Here is an 18,303-nt window from a genome sequence, read left to right as displayed (position 1 = left end):
AGCCAAGAAACAAAGAAACCGGTGGCAGCAGGGGCCGCCACCGGTTGAAAGATCGCGTTACATGCTCAGCGGAGCAAGGTTCAGCGCAGCATTGCGAACTGCTTCACGCTCGCTCGCATCCATCGGGATGAGACCACGGTCAGCAAGGTAACCTTCGTCACCAAATGCTTTGTCGGAGGTGAATTCGGTCAGATATTCTTTGATACCCGGAATGGTACCGACGTGGGCGTTCTTGACATAGAAGTACAGCGAACGCGAAACCGGGTAATCACCAGCCGAGATGGCTTCGAAGGTCGGCTCGACGCCACCGATCAGGGAACCCTGGAGTTTGTCGCCATTCTGATCAAGGAACGAGAAGCCGAAGATGCCAAGTGCATCATGGTTTGCTTCGAGTTTCTGAACGATCAGGTTGTCGTTTTCACCGGCTTCGATGTAGGCACCGTCTTCACGAACGCCTTTGCAAACTGCACCGTGCTGATCTTTGTTGTCCTTGATAGCTGCAATTGCTTCGAAAGAATTGCAAGCTTCTTCAAGTACCAGCTCGGTGAAGGCATCACGGGTACCGGAGGTCGGGGGCGGGCCGAGAACTTCGATTTTAACGTCCGGCAGGCTCGGGTCGATTTCGGCCCAGGTGCTGTACGGGTTATCGATCAGCGACTTGCCGTCTTTCGAAGGAACGGTTTTGGCCAGCGCCAGGAAGATCTGTTCTTTGGTCAGGTCAAGACGCGGAGCATCTTTGGAGTTCGACAGAACGATACCGTCGTAGCCAACTTTGACTTCGGTGATTTCGTTGATGCCGTTTTTGGCACAGGTTTCAACTTCGGACTTCTTGATGCGACGCGAAGCATTGGTGATGTCCGGGTGCTGTTCGCCAACACCGGCGCAGAACAGCTTAAGACCACCGCCGGAACCGGTCGATTCAATAACCGGGGTCTTGAACGAGGTGGTTTTACCGAATTCTTCAGCAACCGCAGTTGCGAACGGGAATACGGTGGACGAACCAACGATACGAATCTGGTCGCGTGCCTGGGCCGCGCCAACAAAGGCAACGCTCATCAGCGCCGCAACAGCAAGAGTCTTCTTCATGGTAAATTCCCCATTGATTGTTCCAAACCGGAACGGTGCAACGATCTGCGAGGCGGACTCTAACGCCGGGTGCTTACGGTATTGCGTCAGTTTTGTTAACGTTATGTGACAACGTATCAGAGATGCAAACGACCTTCTGAAAACCTTTATTTCTCAATGATTTTTTCAAAATAGCGCCCGTGAATAATCAAAGCCGGAACCGGCAATTCCAAGGCTGCATTGTTCGATTTTGACGGACTTGGTTACAAAAACTGTAACATTGCCCAAACACGGCACTGGAAATTCTTGAGACTGTCTAGCAAACACGCCCAAGCTGCTTTCTGCTTCCCCGACTTTACAAAGCGGGCCGAAAACACGAAGCTTGTTCATAAGATATCAATCCGTTGGGGACAAAGTAGCGCAGAACCGCGCAAAAGGGAGACGATAATGAGCACTTCGCTCGACGAGATTCAGGAACTGATCCAGAAACTTTCCGGCGAGTTGGGCGACATGTCCGAAGCCGCATCACGCCATATTGATGACCTGCATGTCGCGGTTAATAACATTGCATCCCATGTTCTTGCCATGGAAGCCGTCATTGCCGTGATGGCAAAAAAGGTCGATGTTAGCGAAGCCGAAGTGCAAAACTGGATTCGCGAAAAAACCGCTGCCTTCGCCGAAGACAGCAGCGAAGGTTCCGCCGCCGAAGGCATCGCCACCAGCCTGCTTGCGAAATAAGCGGCTCTACAACGCATCCATCCATCAGCTTGCACAAAAGCCCGCCGACATTACGTCGTGCGGGCTTTTGCATTAAAACTCCAACCGCCAGCTAGGCGGTCTTTTCCGTATAATAAGGCAAAAGCTTTTCCGGGACCGGTCCGCCCATTGCCCAGTCAAGCAATTGAACCGTATGCACAACCTTTAATGCATCGGTTTCAAGCTGCACCATGCAGCCGATATTGCCGGTCGCGACAAGGTCCGGTGCCGTGTTTCTGATATTGCCAAGTTTGCGTTCACGCAATTTACCCGCGATTTCCGGCTGCAGCAGGTTATAAACCCCCGCCGACCCGCAGCATAAATGTCCCTCGGCAATTTCAAGCACCTCGTAGCCGGCTTGCTTCAAAAGGTCGCGTGGCTCACGAATGATCTTCTGACCATGCTGCATCGAACATGCCGAATGATAAGCCACCCGTGCCCCGCCATGGGTCGCACCGGCAAAACGATCCACCGGGACATCAATTCCTGCCAGATATTCGGTCACGTCACAGGCAAGTTCCGAAATTCTGGCGGCTTTTGCCTCGTAATCCCGGTCGTTCCGTAACATATGCCCGTAATCCTTGACCGTTGTGCCACATCCCGATGCCGTGATGACAATCGCATCAAGCCCTTCGCCCGAAAGTTCACCGGTCCAGGCATCAATGTTGGCTTTGGCCTGCTGATGGGATTGCGCTTCCTTGCCCATATGATGGACAAGTGACCCGCAACAACCAGCCCCTTTGGCCACCACAATCTCGATGCCAAGGCGCGTCAGCAAACGGACGGTTGCTTCGTTGATCTCGGTCTCAAGCACCTGCTGTGCGCAACCGGTCAGGATGGCGACCCGGCCTTTACGTTGACCAATGGCCGGGATCACCTGCGGCTTATCAACCCAGCTTGGCGGCGGCATATGCCGTGCCCCCATCTTCACCATGCCCTTCAGCCGCCCGGGTAAAAGGCCAGCGAATGGCGATGCCAGCTTCGCCCCGATCAGCGAAAGTCTGAACAGTGTCGGGTTGGGCACAACAATAGATAAAATCCGACGTAACCATTTATCAGCAAATGGCCTGTCATAGGTTTCTTCGATATGGGCGCGCGCATTATCGATCAGATGCATGTAATCAACACCCGACGGACATGTCGTCGTGCAGGACAGGCATGACAGGCACCGGTCCAGATGCTTCACCACCTTATCGGTCGCCGGTTTATCGTTTTCCAGCATGTCCTTGATCAGGTAAATGCGCCCGCGCGGGCTATCGAGTTCATCGCCCAGCGTCACAAAAGTCGGGCATGTCGCTGTACAAAATCCGCAATGCACACATTTGCGCAGGATCTGTTCACTTTCGGCGATTGCCGGATGAGCAAGCTGGGCGGCGGTAAAGTTCGTTTGCATTACGCATCCCCCCGCTTGGTAAGCCTGTGTCCGATCCGCCCCGGGTTGAGGATGCCTGCGGGATCAAAATTTTCGCGGATTCTGGCATTGATACGGGCCAGGGCAGCGTCCTCGGCATGGAACACCGACATCTGATTTCGGATATCTTCTGGCGCACGGACCAAAACCGCCTGCGCATTGTGAAGCCGGGCAATGTCGCGCACTTTGTCGGCCATCGCATCACGCCCCGCCAGTTGCAGCCAGATTTGCGCTCCGGCCCAATCCATCATGACCTTTCCACCGGTTTCCGCCGCCAGCTTCGAGGCAATCGCCCCACCCGATGCCGGTGCTGCGGAAACACGCCATAAAATTCCCGCACCACCGGCAAACGGCGCCACATCGGCGACCGACCGCCAGAACGCATGACTGTTGGTGCTATGAAGTTCCTCGCTTGTGCCGATATCGGCCAGAAGCTTGCGCAATGCCTCGCACCGCCAGGCAACCGAGGGAGCCGGTCCCTCAACGCGCAGCCCGACAATCCCGGCCCCGATGCCGGTTGCGATATCCACACCAAGCATTCCAACCTGTTCCCGTGCAATCCATGCGGCGGCAGAAACTTCATTTTCGCTGCCCATGGCACACGTCATCGCATGCCCGGCACTTTCTATATCGTCACAGGCGATCAGAACGGTTCGGGTTTTCTCGTCGCGCGGCATGACTTTCATGGTGATGGTATGCATCACGCCAAGCGTGCCAAACGATCCCGCCATCAATTTTGAAAGATCAAAACCCGTCACATTCTTCATCACCCGCCCGCCGGATTTAAAATCCTCGGCCCGGCCGCTAATGGCTTCAAACCCCAAAAGATGATCGCGTGCGGCCCCAACCTTGATGCGGCGTGGACCTGACAAATTTGATGCAACCAACCCACCAATCGTTCCGGCATGATCCGTAACGCCATCGGCCAGCAATCCCGGAAAATTTCCGGGCTCAAAATGGAATTGCTGGTTTTTATCGCTCAGCAATGCGTGGATTTCGGCAAGAGACGTGCCCGCCCTTACCGAAATCACCAGTTCTTCGGGCTCATAAAACATGATCCCGCTCAATTTCGACAGGTCCAGCACATGGTCGGCGGCAACAGAATGTCCGTATGTTTTCTTGCTGCCCGATCCGATGATTTCCAGCGGGTTTTTTGAACCAAGCGCCCAACTGATGGCCTCGCGCAATTGTTCGGGTGTGGCGGGGGATATGACTTCCGTCATGACGGTTTCTCTCTTCCTCTCCTGATCCTTGCCGACCGGTTGGTGGGAACCGATGGCAGGATTATTTTTATTTTCGTTTTTCGGCCCGACTTAGAAACGCGGGATATCCGGGAACTTGTTGGCGACTTCACGCGCATGCAGGGTTTTAAGTTCCCCGCAGCCATGCAAGGTCGGGAAAACCTTGCCGGGGTTCAGCAATTCGTCTTCGTCAAACGCCAGTTTCAGGCGTTCCTGATGCTTCATGTCGTCTTCGGTGAACATTTCAGGCATCAGATCGCGTTTTTCGACACCAATCCCGTGCTCGCCGGACAAAACACCGCCGACCTCGACGCAAAGCTTCAGGATATCCGCCCCAAAGGCTTCCGCCCGTTCCAGTTCGCCGGGCTGATTGGCATCAAACATGATCAGCGGATGCAGATTGCCGTCCCCTGCATGAAACACATTGGCAACCCGCAACCCGTGGCGTTGCGACAAAACCTGCATGCCGGTCAGGACTTCGGCCAGACGGCGGCGCGGAATGGTGCCATCCATACAGATATAATCAGGCGAAATGCGCCCAATCGCCGGAAAGGCATTCTTGCGCCCCGACCAGAATAGCAAGCGTTCATCCTCGCTTTCAGAAATGCGCGAATAAACCGCACCGCATTCCTTGGCAATCGCGCCGACACGTTCAATCAGATAATCGACCTCGACCTTTGGCCCATCAAGTTCAACAAGCAGCAACGCCTCGACATCAAGCGGATAACCCGCATGGACGAAATCCTCGGTCGCCTTGATGGCCGGGGCATCCATCATTTCAAGTCCGCCGGGAATGATCCCGTCGGCAATAATCCGGGCGACGCAATTGCCGCCTTCTTCGCTGCTGTTAAAGCCAAGCAGAAGTGCGCGCGCCGTTTCCGGCTTGCTCAGGATGCGTACCGTGACTTCGGTAACGATACCCAGCAACCCTTCGGACCCGGTAATCACCCCCAAAAGGTCATAGCCCGACTGATCCAGCCCCTTGCCCCCGACACGAAGGATTTCACCTTCGATCGTGACCATTTCAACACCAAGGACATTATTGGTGGTCAGTCCGTATTTCAGGGAATGCACCCCGCCCGAATTTTCGGCGATATTGCCACCAATCGAACAGGCGATCTGGCTGGACGGGTCCGGGGCGTAATAGAACCCCTTATGTTCGACCGCACGCGTGACGCCAAGATTGGTCACACCGGGCTGCACAACGACCGCCCGGTTATCCCAATCGATATCCAGAACGCGGTTGAATTTCATCATGCTGATCGTGATCGCATCTGCCATCGGTAGCGCCCCGCCCGAAAGGCCGGTGCCCGCCCCACGTGGAACGACACGAATTTTATGGGTATGACAATATTTCAGGATGGCCGCGACCTGCCCGGTATTTTCGGGCAGGACCACGATCATCGGAAGCTGGCGATAGGCCATCAACCCATCGCATTCATAGGGCCTGAGCTGATCCTCATCGACGATAACCCCGCCTTCGTTCGGAACGATGTCCCGCATGGCGGCGATGATATCCTTGCGACGCGCAAGGGTCGATTGATCCGGCTCAGGCATCCTAAGCATGCGACGTTTACTCCCTTAATTCGATCAGCAGATCCTTGCTGTCGACCTGTGTACCGGCGGGGGCATGGATGGTTGCCACGACCCCGTCCCTTTCCGCATGAACCGCGGTTTCCATTTTCATCGCTTCAAGCGAGCACATCACATCGCCCGCCTTGACCTTCTGGCCTTCGGCAACATGGACTTCAACGACAAGGCCCGGCATCGGGGCTGCGATATGAAGCTGGTTGCCATCCTCGGCCTTCGGCTTGACCTTGCCAGTCGCGGCCAATGTCTTGTCGGCAACCTTGACTGTTCGCGGCTGACCGTTCAGTTCAAAGAACACGGTCCGATTGCCTTCCTCGTCCCCACCTTCGGATGTTGCAAGATAGCGGATAACAAGCGTCTTGCCCTTTTCCAGATCGACGGAAATCTCGTCATTCTGGCTCATGCCATAGAAGAAGATCGGGGTCGGCAGGATCGAAACATCGGCATTGTGGCTGCGATGTTCGGCATAATCGAGGAACACCTTGGGATACATCACATAAGATGCGACCTCGGCATCACTGATGCTGCGATGGGTTTTCTTTTCGATTTCCTTGCGGGTTGCCTCGAAATCAATCGGCGGCATGGATTTGCCCGGACGATCCGAAAGCGCCTCGGCACCCTTAAGCACCTTGCGCTGAAGCGCTGGCGGGAAACCGCCAACCGGCTGACCGATTTCACCGCGGAAGAACGAAATGACGCTATCGGGGAATGCGATGTCCTTTTTCGGGTCCAGAACATCCTTTTCGGTAATGCCCGATGTCACCATCGTCAGCGCCATGTCACCGACAACTTTCGAACTTGGCGTCACCTTGACGACATCACCAAACATCTTGTTGACCGCGGCATAGGCTTTCGACACTTCCGGCCAGCGTTCCTCGATACCAAGCGAACGTGCCTGCTGACGCAGGTTGGTATATTGGCCACCCGGCATTTCATGGACATAAACATCCGATGTGCCACTGCGGATATCGCTTTCAAACCCGGCATAATAACGCCGGACCTGCTCCCAATAGGTCGAAACTTCTTTAAGCGCCTCGGTATTGAGCCCCGGATCACGGGGCTGCCCGATATAGTTATTGGCAATCGACCCAAGGTTTGGCTGCGATGTCAGGCCCGACATCGAATCCATTGCGGCATCAACCGCATCCACCCCGGCATCAATTGCGGCAATCACGGTTGCTGCCGAAATGCCGCTGGTATCGTGGGTATGGAAATGGATCGGGATATTAACCGTATCCTTCAACGCCTTGATCAGGGTCGTTGCCGCTGCCGGGCGCAGAACCCCTGCCATATCCTTAAGCCCCAGGATATGCGCACCGGATGCCTCAAGCTCCCGGGCCATTTTGACATAGTAATCAAGGTTATATTTCGGGCGTTTCTCGTCAAAAATATCGCCCGTATAACAAATGGTCGCTTCGCACAGCTTGTCGGTTTTCAGAACCGCATCCATGGCGACTTTCATGTTTTCGACCCAGTTTAGGGAATCGAAGACACGGAAAACATCCATGCCGTGTTCTGCTGCCTGCTTGACGAAATATTCGACCGCATTGTCGGGATAGTTGGTGTAACCGACCGCGTTCGATGCCCGCAAAAGCATCTGGGTCAGGATATTGGGAACGCGTTCGCGCAGCTTGACCAGACGATCCCAAGGATCTTCTTTCAGGAACCGCATAGCAACGTCAAATGTCGCCCCGCCCCAACATTCCAGCGAAAACAGTTCCGGCAACCCATGCGCATAATAAGGCGCAATTTCGAGCATATCGAAGGTCCGCATCCGGGTCGCCAGCAGTGACTGATGGGCATCACGCATTGTGGTATCAGTGATCAGAACCCGTTTCTGATCCTTCATCCAGCGTGAAAAACCTTCGGCCCCCAACTGGTCAAGCTTCTGCTTGGTGCCCGGTCGGATTTCGCCCAGATCAATCGATTTCGGCATGACCGGCGCATGCAGGTTGGTCGGCACCACCCGGCCTTCGACTTCCGGATTGCCGTTCACCGTGACTTCACCGATGAAGCGCAGCAACCGGGTTGCGCGGTCACGACGGCGCACAAACTTGAACAGTTCGGGCGTTTCATCAATGAACCGCGTGGTATATTCACCGGCCCGGAATTTCGGGTGATTAATCAGGTTTTCAAGGAACGCAAGGTTGGTCGCAACACCACGGATACGGAACTCGCGAAGGGCGCGGTCCATACGGTCTACCGCTTCACGCGGGGTGCTGCCCCATGCCGTAACCTTTTCCAGCATGCTGTCATAGAACGGTGTGATCACCGCCCCGGAATAGGCCGTGCCACCATCCAGACGAATACCAAAACCATTGGCACCACGATACACCTTGATGATCCCGTAATCGGGGACAAAGCTGTTTTCGGGGTTTTCGGTCGTGATGCGGCACTGAAGCGCATGATCCCGCAACTTGATCTTGTCCTGCCACGGAATACCGGTTTCCGACGGGAAGCCGATGCGGCCACCCTGCGCAACAAGGATTTGCGCCTTCACAAGGTCAAATCCGGTCACGCATTCCGTCACGGTATGTTCGACCTGAATGCGGGGATTGACCTCGATAAAGTAAAACTTGGATGTATCGACATCCATCAGGAATTCGACGGTACCCGCATTGACGTAATTTGCAGCCTTGCCCAGACGAAGCGCTGCTTCGCAAAGTTCTTTGCGCTGATCTTCGTTAAGGTAGGGGGCAGGTGCCCGCTCAACGACTTTCTGGTTGCGACGCTGAACCGAACAGTCACGTTCAAACAGATGCACCAGCGTGCCATGCGTATCGCCCAGAAGCTGGACTTCGACATGGCGGGCACGACGGATCAGCTTTTCGAAATAAACCTCGTCATTGCCAAATGCGGCTTCTGCTTCGCGCTTGGCGGCCAGAACCTGTTTGGAAAGGTCCTTGGAATTCTCGATGACGCGCATCCCGCGACCACCACCGCCCCAGCTGGCTTTCAGCATGATCGGATAACCGACCTGATCAGCAATGCGGGCCACTTCATCCATATCATCGGGCAATGCGCCTGATGCCGGCATAACCGGCACACCCGCACTTTCCGCCAGATTGCGCGCGGCAACCTTGTTGCCCAGCGTGCGCATCACTTCAGAATCGGGACCAATGAATGTTATGCCAGCCTCGGCACAGGCATCAGCAAAATCGGGATTCTCGGACAGGAACCCATAGCCCGGGTGAATGGCATCAACGCCAGCTTCACGGGCAACGCGCAGGATATCCTCGATATCAAGATAGGCGCGAATGGGTTTGTTGCCCTTGCCGACAGTGTAACTTTCGTCGGCCTTGAACCTGTGCAGGGCAAAACGGTCTTCGTCGGAAAAGATGGCAACGGTGCGAATGCCAAGCTCGTTGGCGGCACGCAGAACACGAATCGCGATTTCACCGCGGTTCGCGACCAGAAGTTTACGGATACGCTTTGGTGCAGAACGCGTCATGGACACCGGGCTCCTACCAGATTTGTAGGGCAGGTGCGTCCCTGTGCGCCCCTGCCGAAAACCAAGAGAAACGCCACGATATGATCCCGAAATGCGTTGCGGTGCGGGATGCCTGCAACGCCATACCATCTGTGGCGATAAAGGATGTCTGTCACGTTAAAACGCGTGCAGTGCATCCAGGGTTCCTGGCGCCCGGTGGGCAGGCGACGTGTCTGATATATGCGCAATGCGCTGCCTCTGTCAAAGCATGATCTTCGAAATTGGTAATACCAATTTCACTTTGTCGCGGCCAGTGCCTTTTCACCATGCGGAAAATCTCGACTTTGAACAATGCAACCCAAAGGTTCGAAAACTGCGATCAGGCGCAGACTTTTGATGCTTTTATGATATTGTCCGGCCCGAAAAATTTTCCTGTATCCGAGACTTTTGCGCCCATGCCGAAAATCAATCTTCGACTAAAGTTTTTGCTGCTGTCGATCCTGCCACTGGTTCTGGCGGCGGCGGCAATCTCTTATCTGGTGTTTGCACAGGCCGAGCGACTGGCCGAAGCCGAAATCAGAACGTTCGAGCGCAACATCCTCGAAGCCCGCAAGGAAGAGCTTAAAAGCTATCTTGAACTCGCCCTTGCGTCTATCGATCACATCTATTCGGTTGCAAGCCCGCTGGATGCGGTTTCCAAGGAACGGGTCAAAAGCATCATCGAAGACCTGTCCTATGGCGAGGATGGCTATTTCTTTATCTATGACCGCGATGGCACTGCCCTTGTCGATCCGCCCCAACCGTGGCGACTGGGGCGGACATACTGGAACCTGCGCGATCTGAACGGGAATTCCGTCATTCAGGCGCTGATTTTCAATGCCGAAAAGGGGGGCGATTTCCTGCGCCATGTCTGGGAAAAACCGTCAACCGGCGAACCTGCGGAAAAGATCGCCTATTCCCTGATGCTCGATAAATGGGGATGGATGATCGGCACCGGGATTTATATCGATGACATTTCCGAACAGGTGAAGGAAATCGAGACCGAGGTATCATCCCACATCCGTGACACGACCATATCAATTGTCGGAATCACCATTCTGGCGGTTTTGCTGGTCGGCATTTCGGGTACTGTTGTTACGCTTTCAGAACGCAAACTTGCCGATTCCAAGCTAAAGGAACTGACCCATCGGGTTGTCGACGTACAGGAACAGGAACGTTTGCGGGTATCGCGCGAACTGCATGACGGCATCAGCCAGATCCTTGTTTCCGTCAAATATTCGGTCGAAACCGCCATCGCACGATTGGGGCCGGAAAAGAATGCCGCAACCGAACCGATGGAAAAGGCCGCCAAACGATTGCAGGACGCCATCCACGAAGTCCGTCGCATATCGCGCGACCTGCGCCCGGCGGTTCTGGATGATCTGGGCCTGCGTCCGGCGATTGAAAGCATGTGCAAGGAATTGGCAGACCGGTCCGACATGCAGATTGATGTCAAATCGGATAACATTGATGTTGTTCTTGATATCGCGAAAAAGACGACCCTGTATCGCGTCTTGCAGGAAACCCTGACCAATATTGAACGCCATGCCGATGCCACACATATCAAGGTCACGATCCGCCGCGAAGGCCAGAGTGTCGTGATGAAAATCATCGATAACGGTGTCGGGTTTGAAACCAACCGTTATATTCGAAATCGCGATCCGCGTGCCGGGATCGGACTTCGCAATATGCGCGAACGCATGGAATTCCATGGCGGCGGCATGACCGTCAAATCCGAACCGGACGATGGCACAACCATCACAGCCTATATTCCGGTTTCGCGTGATAATGATCTACCCGTCACCGCCATCACCGGCTAAGGTGACATCAGATGTTTCGGCCCAAATGTTTCGGCAATGTGACAGAGAACTGAATTGACCATGAGCAGCGCAAATATCTCCTATTCGCCCAACCGCCCCATTCGTGTTTTGCTGTGCGACGACCATGCGCTGGTCATGGATGGCATTCGTTCACGTCTTGAATGCTATGATCATATCGATATCGTCGGCGAAGCCGGCAACGGCATGGAAGCCCTGTCGCTTGCCTCTAATGTCAGACCCGACATCGTTCTGATGGATATCTCGATGCCTGTGATGAACGGGCTTGAAGCCGCCGAAAAATTCCGCGAAACCATGCCCGACATCAAGGTCATCATCCTGACCATGCATGAAAATCCGGAATATCTTCGCACCGCCCGACTGGCAGGCGCGCGGGGCTTCATCCTGAAGGACGTATCGTCAAACGACATGGTCCGCGCAATCGAAACGATTGCCAATGGCGGCGAGGCCTATAGCCCGACATTTGATCGCATCAGCAACAACGAAGGCATGCCTGACGACGGCATGCCGTTGACGACCCGGGAACGCACCGTATTGCGGCTTCTGGCCAAAGGTGCCAGCAACAAGCACGTTGCCCGCGAACTTGATATCAGTGTGCGTACCGTCGAAACCCATCGCCGCAACATCAAACGCAAGCTTGATATCGACAGCTCCGCCGGTCTGGTCCGCTATGCGATTGAAAAAGGCCTGGTCACTCTGGACAACACTGCATAACGGCCCTCCCGAAAAGGTCGTGCCATTGTGATGTTTTTCGCGTCTTGGTCGCTATTAGGTTGAATTTACAAATCAATAAGGTAGATTGTTCCAAGATTTAGAGTGCTTCCACCTAACAGCCTGCGGCGACCGATCCTGCATCTGTCCCGTTCCGTCAGGGGGTTTTGTGAATTACTCCGCACCGCAATCAGCCATGCCCGATATGTTGCGTTGTCGCCAATGCGGCGTTCGGCAACTTGCGCTTTTCAACGACCTGACCGATGCCGATTTCAAACTGGTTCATCTGCCAGTCGAAGACATGGCAATTGCCAAACGCACAGCCCTTTATAACGCCGGTGATGATGCGAACGCACTGTTCACCCTGCGTAGCGGCCTGATCAAACTGACACATTATCTCGCCGACGGCTCGCAACGGGTTGTCAGGCTTGTCCGCCCCGGCGGTACAATCGGCCTCGAAGCCCTTGTCAGCGATAGCTTTGCCCATCACGCTGAAGCCCTTCAGGACAGCACGCTATGCCGGATTCCGGTTGCGGTTGTTGAAAAGCTTGATCGCGAAAGCCCCCGTCTGCACAAACAGTTGCTCACCCGCTGGCATCAGGCGGTGATGGAATCCGATAACTGGCTTACCCAGATGTCGACCGGTTCCGCCCGGGAACGGGTTGCACGGCTGTGCCTGTATCTGTGTGATGATACCGATGACAGTTGCGTTCTGCCCGGTCGCGAAGACATGGGGGCCATGCTTGGCATCACGACCGAAACCGCCAGCCGGGTTATCGCCGAGTTTCGCCGACATGGTCATCTAAACCTGCGCAATCGCTCTGAATTTGGGCTTGATGTCAAAGCACTTCAGATCGTTGCCGGACTTGATCACGAAGCAGCCTGACCGAATTGCACAAAACCAGTCAACGCATTGCATCGGGCAATGTTGTCTGGAATGCTGAATCTGGTCCGCATGCCTTCGATAGCCGTTCATATTCTTCCGGGGTATCTATCGCACGATGGTCTTCGCGCCGCGCAAGATCGATGGCGCGCAATCGGCGTTTGAAATCCTGCCCATACTGGTTCAGCAAACGCCGTTGCAGGCGTTGCACCTCGCCCGCACCAACCGGTCGCATGGCGGCAAAGTCCGCGGTAATTTCCGCAACCATCGCGTCAAGTTCCCGCTGGATATCGCGTTCCATATGCTGGTTGATCTGCACATGTTGCCCTTCATGGGCATAGACCACATCATATTCGCATGTGCCACGCTCTAGCTCGGACGCGACATACACCAGATGTTTGATCACCTCGACCTCGGGATTGATCCTGATCGGATAAAGGCAAAATTGTCCCACCCCGACTTCGACTGGTTCAAGCCGCATGTCGAACCGTGCCTGAAGCTCATATTCGGTCAAGCCGGTCACCAGATAACGACTGCCCTGATTGGCCCGGTTGTTAAGCCAGCGCACAGACCGATGACGATCCAGCATCGGGTCCTGATTGATGAATGAAAGGCTTGCAACAGGTGCACGCGCGACCGCACAGCTGTTTTGCTGTGCGGCGGCATGATCGCTCGGCGTCACAAACAGAAACACCGCGATCAGAGTGCATACTGTAATTGCGCCCCACCTGATCAATGATTTGGGTACAGCGTGTTTCGCCCTTTGATCTGCCATATACAGGATACGTTAATTCGGCCTGACCGGTTTGATCAATCCGCCCCTAACTGTGTTTGACATGGGCAGCGCAATCAACGCAAAGCGGTGTGGTCGGATCAAATTCCAGGCGCTTCTTTTCGATTTCCTCGCCACAGTTATGGCAGAAACCGTAATCAGCACGTTCGATGCGGGCCAGCGTCTTTTCAATGCGATCAAGTTCGGCAGCGCGGCGGCGTTCCTGTTCCAGATGCATCTGCTGATCCTGAAGCGCATCCATCCGCGACAGACGGCCGACGGCCTGCTGATCAAGTTCGACCGGCTTTCGATAATCTTCCGAATGGTTTGAATGGGCACTGATATCCGCGCGCCGGTCTTCAAGACGCTGACGCAAGAATGCAATGTCAATATCTCTACGATCAGACATTCTGTTCCCTCACCGATTTGTTGCCGCCATAAAATACATATGGGTAGCGACCGGTGCCTTTCGCCAAGGGGGCGTCACGAATTTGTTCCGCCCCCTGCATTCAGCCGTGCCTACCCACAGTTTCCGCAGGCATCGACCAGCTTTTCCATCGCTGCCTCGGCCTCATCATCATCGAGCTTTTCGGCCTTCATCTTTTTCTGGATCTTGCAGCACAGTGCCGGACCATCGGCAAAGGCATGATCGGTCCAGAACGGAATATCGGTGCCGAAATATCCAATCTGGTCCAGGAACGACACACCGTAATAATAGGCTGCCCCGACTGAATTATAGAAAGTCGGATCATCAATGAACCCGCCATCCGACGTCATGGATTTGGTCAGGCACCAGTCAAGGATCGTGGAAATGTCGGCTGATGCGGATTTCTGGCTGCCGCTATCGACTTCATCCCAGCCAAGATCAAAGATTTTGGCAACGTCATAGTTGTTGTGATTGTTAAAATCACCATTGTGCTTCCAGCCAAACGGATAGGCATCATCACGGATTGCAAGTGTTGTCTTGAAGATGGCCGGCCATAGCCCGACCTTGCCATGCTGATAGGAAATATTGTGGAAGGTCAGACTAAGGTCAGGACTTTTCAAAATATCACCCGCATCTGTTTCAAACCAGCCGCCCCAATATCCCGATTGCGCATCCTGCCAGTCATCCAGCCAGCTTTTATAAGCCGCAATATAGTCATCGCTAAGATCAAAGCCTTTGACGTATTTTCGGAAGTAATCGCGAATTTCGCTTTTGAAACACATTTCCGATAATGCCGCACTGACCGCACCCAGCGCATCGCGGCGATCAAGCCCGTCGGCAAAAATCCGTGATGTTTTCTGACTGTTCAACCAGGCGACCAGATCGGCCGGTTGGGCAATCGGCGCCAGAAATGTCAGCGGATAATCCGGTGCAATCCCTTCGTCGGCCAACGCGTTGACCGCATCAATCATAGCATCCACCTTCAGGAACCACTGGTCGTAGCATGGCCCCCAGGAACCATCGCTTGCCACCTGTTCCTCGGCCCAGTCCTGATCCTTGTTTTTCAGCGACTTTTCAAACTGGGCCATCTTCTTTTCAAGCGCATCCCAGTCGGCGGTGTAAAGCAGCAACCACTTGCACTCGATCATATACTGATCGGATGCTGCCATGCTGTTGCCTGTCTGCTGGGCCGCGATAAGCTTTTCTTCCAGCGGGGCAAGCTTGTCGGCATAGGCACCTTTTCGATCGGAATAGTCCGGATCAAAAGCACTGAACTGCTGCTCTATCAAGGAATTGAAATCTGTCACGCGGGCCCCCTGTCATCGGTGTGTTCGACGACTTAAAACAGGTGCCGCCCGAAATGGAAAGTGAAACAGAAACAAAGATCAGCAACGACAGTCAGTCCTGAGCCAGCCAATTCCTGATCACGCGCAATGCCTGCCCTGGATCGGTATCGACAATCCTGTTGGCAATATTGACCTTGCGACGATCAATTTTTCCTTCAATCCCGGCCACCGAAAAACTGTCAGCATCAGAATCATGTACGCATTCATCCGGACGATAGCGGTCCGGCGACGATCCCGGCTCATAACGCGGGATCGGTGCCAAGGGCTTCGGCCCGGCCAGATAGCCAGGATCATAAGAAGCCTGCCCGGATGATGCAGATTTGTTTGCCATGCCGAAATTGTCTCTCCGATCAGCTCTTTCTGGCAAGAGGAATCACAGTTGGTATCTTTGCCGTCATATGGCCCACAAAGCGTTCAAAACGAAATTCATTACCAAAAACTTATATGGTGATAACAAGCACATCAGATTATGTTATACTTTAGTCTCAGCCAACGTTGATCAGCACGAAAGCCGATTCCCGTCCAAATGGTCGGGAAACCCGCACGGATCGCCGTAGAAGGTGTCGGCCTCAGTTGAACAAGGCCCGGTTTATCGCGCTATTCTAGGAGGTTCGAACGAAAATTTGGCGGACCGGTATGTTGTTTATAGATACAAAAAGATGCACATAGGAAAATTATCCGCCTGTACGTTGTAAACAACGAACAGCTCGCGCATCTTTAGAAGATCAGGGGAAAACCGGCTTTCAGAACTTTACCCGGCATTGGCTTTAGGATATTCACCACTTAAGAGTAGGAATATCGATACCTTTCGATAGGCATAAGAAATTCAGGGGAAGCCCGACGTGTACAGGGTAGTGGGTTGTTTTACATCGCTGGTATTATTGCTGGCCGTGGTTTTGACTGCGGTTGGAAATGGTGCGCATGCGGCTGAATTTGGTGAAGCACCGATGCTTGCCGATATGGTTGCAAACGGAAAACTGCCACCCGCCGGGGAACGTCTTCCGCGCACCCCGATGATTGTCACCCCCAATGACAAGCTTGGCCAATATGGCGGCACATGGCTGATGGCGCAGAATGCCGAACGCGATCACGCCCTTCTGATCAGAACCATCGGATATGAACCCCTCTTGCGCTGGACGCCGCAATGGACGGATACGGTTCCCAATGTTGCCCTTTCCATGCAAGCCAATAGCGATGCGACGGAATTCGTGTTCCGGCTGCGCCCGGGAATGCACTGGTCGGATGGTGCCCCTTTTACCGCTGATGACATCGCCTTCTGGTACGAAGACATTCTGCTTAATCCCGCATTTGAAAATGCAACGCCCGAATGGCTGACCGCCGGCGGAAATCCGGTGCACGTTGAAAAGATCGACGAAACCACCATCGCCTTTCGGTTCAACACACCCTATGGCCTCTTTCCGACCTTCCTTGCCCGTCCCGAAGGCGTCGAACCGGTAAGCTACCCGGCGCATTTCCTCAAACCCCTGCTGCCAAAATACAACAAGGATGCGGATGCAAAGGCACAGGAGCTTGGCTTCAAAGGATGGAAGGACCGTTTCGTTTCGGTATTCGGCACACCGGGCTCCATCGACGATCCCGGCCGATGGTTGAACCCGAATGTCCCGACCCTGAACGCATGGGTTCTGACCGGCGTTTACGGCAAGGACGACCCGCTTGTTGCCGTTCGTAATCCGTTCTACTGGAAAATCGATCCGGGCGGACGACAGCTGCCCTATATCGACCGCGTGTCCTTTGATCTGGTCAATAGCAAAGACGAAGCCGGTGATGCGGCGATTGCAGGCAAGGTTAACATGCAGGAACGCCATATCGGCCGTCGTGCGGACGAAATCCTTGCCGCCAATGACAACTTGCAATCCTTTACCCTGATCGAAAGCGACATGAATATTCTGACCCTGTCGCTCAATCTCAACGACAGGGACCCTGTTCTACGCGATATATTCCAGAACAAGGAATTCCGTATCGCCCTGTCTCATGCCATCGACCGCGACAGCATCATCGGCAGGTTCGTTCCCGGTGCCCTGCCCCATCAGGCCGCCCCACGCCCCGAAAGCCCGCTTTACCATACGGTACTGGCACGCCAGTTCATCACTTACGATCCGGTGCTTGCCGCAAGCCACTTGGCAAATGCCGGGCTGACACACAAAGACGACGAAGGCTTCCTTCTGCGCCCGGATGGTAAACGGCTGTCCTTCACCATCGATACCGAAGGCGCATCCCGCTTCGAGATGCTGTCTGCCGTTGTTGATTACTGGCGCGATATCGGCCTTGATGTGACGCCCCGCGATCTGTCGCGCGATGTTTTTGTAAACATGCGTGACAATAACAATCATCACGCCAGCGCATGGGGTGGTGACGGCGGCCTTGATGCCATGGTGATTCCGATCAACTATCTGCCGGTATCAAGCGAATCATCGTGGTACGCGACCGGCTGGGCCGAATGGTATACAAACCCGACAAATCCCGATGCAATCGCCCCACCCGCCGAGGTAATCCGTCAGCTGGCACTCTATAACCAGTTGAAAGCAACGGCAGATGCGGAAAAACAAAATAAACTTATGCGCGATATTCTCGACATCAGCGCAAATCAGTTTTACGTTATGGGAATTGCCTTGCCGCCCAATCGCAAGGGGCTCGTGGCAAAGAACTTCAAGAATGTTCCCAAGGTCATCCCTGCGGCTTGGAGCTATGCCACACCGGCACCGACCAATCCATCCCAGTATTATCTTGAGAGCCAATAACAGAATTAACCGGCAATCAGGCTGGGCCAGGGTTT

The 18,303-nt window shown here is 54.3% G+C and carries 15 protein-coding genes; 5 read left to right on the top strand and 10 right to left on the bottom strand.

What is annotated here, in order from left to right; all coding sequences use genetic code 11:
* Positions 1 to 57: 57 nt before the first annotated feature.
* Both AUP42_RS09725 and AUP42_RS09720 read right to left on the bottom strand, forming a co-directional pair.
* On the bottom strand, positions 58 to 1,086 hold the full coding sequence (locus AUP42_RS09725; RefSeq protein WP_062951332.1) for a PstS family phosphate ABC transporter substrate-binding protein: 1,029 nt from the start codon (positions 1,084 to 1,086) through the stop codon (positions 58 to 60).
* Positions 1,087 to 1,251: 165 nt separating this feature from the next.
* The gene (locus AUP42_RS09720) at positions 1,252 to 1,455 is read right to left on the bottom strand and encodes a hypothetical protein (protein ID WP_062951330.1); all 204 of its coding nucleotides are present in this window, start codon (positions 1,453 to 1,455) and stop codon (positions 1,252 to 1,254) included.
* Positions 1,456 to 1,512: 57 nt separating this feature from the next.
* Here AUP42_RS09720 and AUP42_RS09715 point away from each other — a divergent pair, with 57 nt between their 5' ends.
* Positions 1,513 to 1,803, top strand: a complete 291-nt coding sequence (locus AUP42_RS09715; RefSeq protein WP_062951328.1) for a hypothetical protein — start codon at positions 1,513 to 1,515, stop codon at positions 1,801 to 1,803.
* Between the two features lie 91 nt (positions 1,804 to 1,894).
* Here the strand turns inward: AUP42_RS09715 and glcF are convergent, their stop codons facing one another.
* The 4 genes from glcF to pyc all read right to left on the bottom strand — a co-directional run bounded on the left by glcF (position 1,895) and on the right by pyc (position 9,514).
* Positions 1,895 to 3,214 carry a glycolate oxidase subunit GlcF gene (gene glcF, locus AUP42_RS09710; protein ID WP_062951326.1) on the bottom strand — a complete coding sequence of 440 codons (1,320 nt, stop codon included), beginning with the start codon at positions 3,212 to 3,214 and terminating at the stop codon, positions 1,895 to 1,897.
* A complete protein-coding gene (glcE, locus tag AUP42_RS09705; RefSeq protein WP_062951324.1) occupies positions 3,214 to 4,455 on the bottom strand; it encodes a glycolate oxidase subunit GlcE in 1,242 nt (413 codons plus the stop codon). Before glcE ends, glcF begins: the two co-directional genes overlap by 1 nt.
* Before the next feature lie 90 nt (positions 4,456 to 4,545).
* Positions 4,546 to 6,030, bottom strand: a complete 1,485-nt coding sequence (locus AUP42_RS09700; protein WP_062951322.1) for an FAD-linked oxidase C-terminal domain-containing protein — start codon at positions 6,028 to 6,030, stop codon at positions 4,546 to 4,548.
* Positions 6,031 to 6,046: 16 nt separating this feature from the next.
* A complete protein-coding gene (pyc, locus tag AUP42_RS09695) occupies positions 6,047 to 9,514 on the bottom strand; it encodes a pyruvate carboxylase (protein ID WP_062951320.1) in 3,468 nt (1,155 codons plus the stop codon).
* Positions 9,515 to 9,948: 434 nt separating this feature from the next.
* Here pyc and AUP42_RS09690 point away from each other — a divergent pair, with 434 nt between their 5' ends.
* The 3 genes from AUP42_RS09690 to AUP42_RS09680 all read left to right on the top strand — a co-directional run bounded on the left by AUP42_RS09690 (position 9,949) and on the right by AUP42_RS09680 (position 12,967).
* Entirely contained in the window at positions 9,949 to 11,352 is a 1,404-nt protein-coding gene (locus tag AUP42_RS09690) for a cache domain-containing protein (RefSeq protein WP_231858222.1), read from the top strand.
* A 60-nt stretch (positions 11,353 to 11,412) separates the two neighbouring features.
* Positions 11,413 to 12,084 carry a response regulator gene (locus tag AUP42_RS09685; RefSeq protein ID WP_062951314.1) on the top strand — a complete coding sequence of 224 codons (672 nt, stop codon included), beginning with the start codon at positions 11,413 to 11,415 and terminating at the stop codon, positions 12,082 to 12,084.
* A 166-nt stretch (positions 12,085 to 12,250) separates the two neighbouring features.
* Entirely contained in the window at positions 12,251 to 12,967 is a 717-nt protein-coding gene (locus AUP42_RS09680; protein ID WP_231858221.1) for a Crp/Fnr family transcriptional regulator, read from the top strand.
* Between the two features lie 19 nt (positions 12,968 to 12,986).
* On the opposite strand, the gene AUP42_RS09675 is transcribed toward AUP42_RS09680, so the two are convergent.
* The 4 genes from AUP42_RS09675 to AUP42_RS09660 all read right to left on the bottom strand — a co-directional run bounded on the left by AUP42_RS09675 (position 12,987) and on the right by AUP42_RS09660 (position 15,840).
* Positions 12,987 to 13,646, bottom strand: coding sequence for a hypothetical protein (locus AUP42_RS09675; RefSeq protein WP_231858220.1), 660 nt, complete (start codon positions 13,644 to 13,646; stop codon positions 12,987 to 12,989).
* 139 nt (positions 13,647 to 13,785) lie between these two features.
* Entirely contained in the window at positions 13,786 to 14,145 is a 360-nt protein-coding gene (locus tag AUP42_RS09670) for a TraR/DksA family transcriptional regulator (RefSeq protein ID WP_062951311.1), read from the bottom strand.
* A 110-nt stretch (positions 14,146 to 14,255) separates the two neighbouring features.
* Positions 14,256 to 15,470, bottom strand: coding sequence for a hypothetical protein (locus AUP42_RS09665; protein WP_062951309.1), 1,215 nt, complete (start codon positions 15,468 to 15,470; stop codon positions 14,256 to 14,258).
* Positions 15,471 to 15,561: 91 nt separating this feature from the next.
* A complete protein-coding gene (locus AUP42_RS09660; RefSeq protein ID WP_062951307.1) occupies positions 15,562 to 15,840 on the bottom strand; it encodes a hypothetical protein in 279 nt (92 codons plus the stop codon).
* Positions 15,841 to 16,351: 511 nt separating this feature from the next.
* On the opposite strand from AUP42_RS09660, the gene AUP42_RS09655 reads away from it, so the two are divergent.
* Positions 16,352 to 18,268 carry an ABC transporter substrate-binding protein gene (locus AUP42_RS09655; protein ID WP_231858219.1) on the top strand — a complete coding sequence of 639 codons (1,917 nt, stop codon included), beginning with the start codon at positions 16,352 to 16,354 and terminating at the stop codon, positions 18,266 to 18,268.
* Positions 18,269 to 18,303: the final 35 nt, after the last annotated feature.

Origin of the sequence: Thalassospira lucentensis, assembly GCF_001613805.1 — a bacterium.
GTDB lineage: Bacteria > Pseudomonadota > Alphaproteobacteria > Rhodospirillales > Thalassospiraceae > Thalassospira > Thalassospira lucentensis_A.
This window is presented reverse-complemented; position numbering and strand designations above follow the sequence as displayed.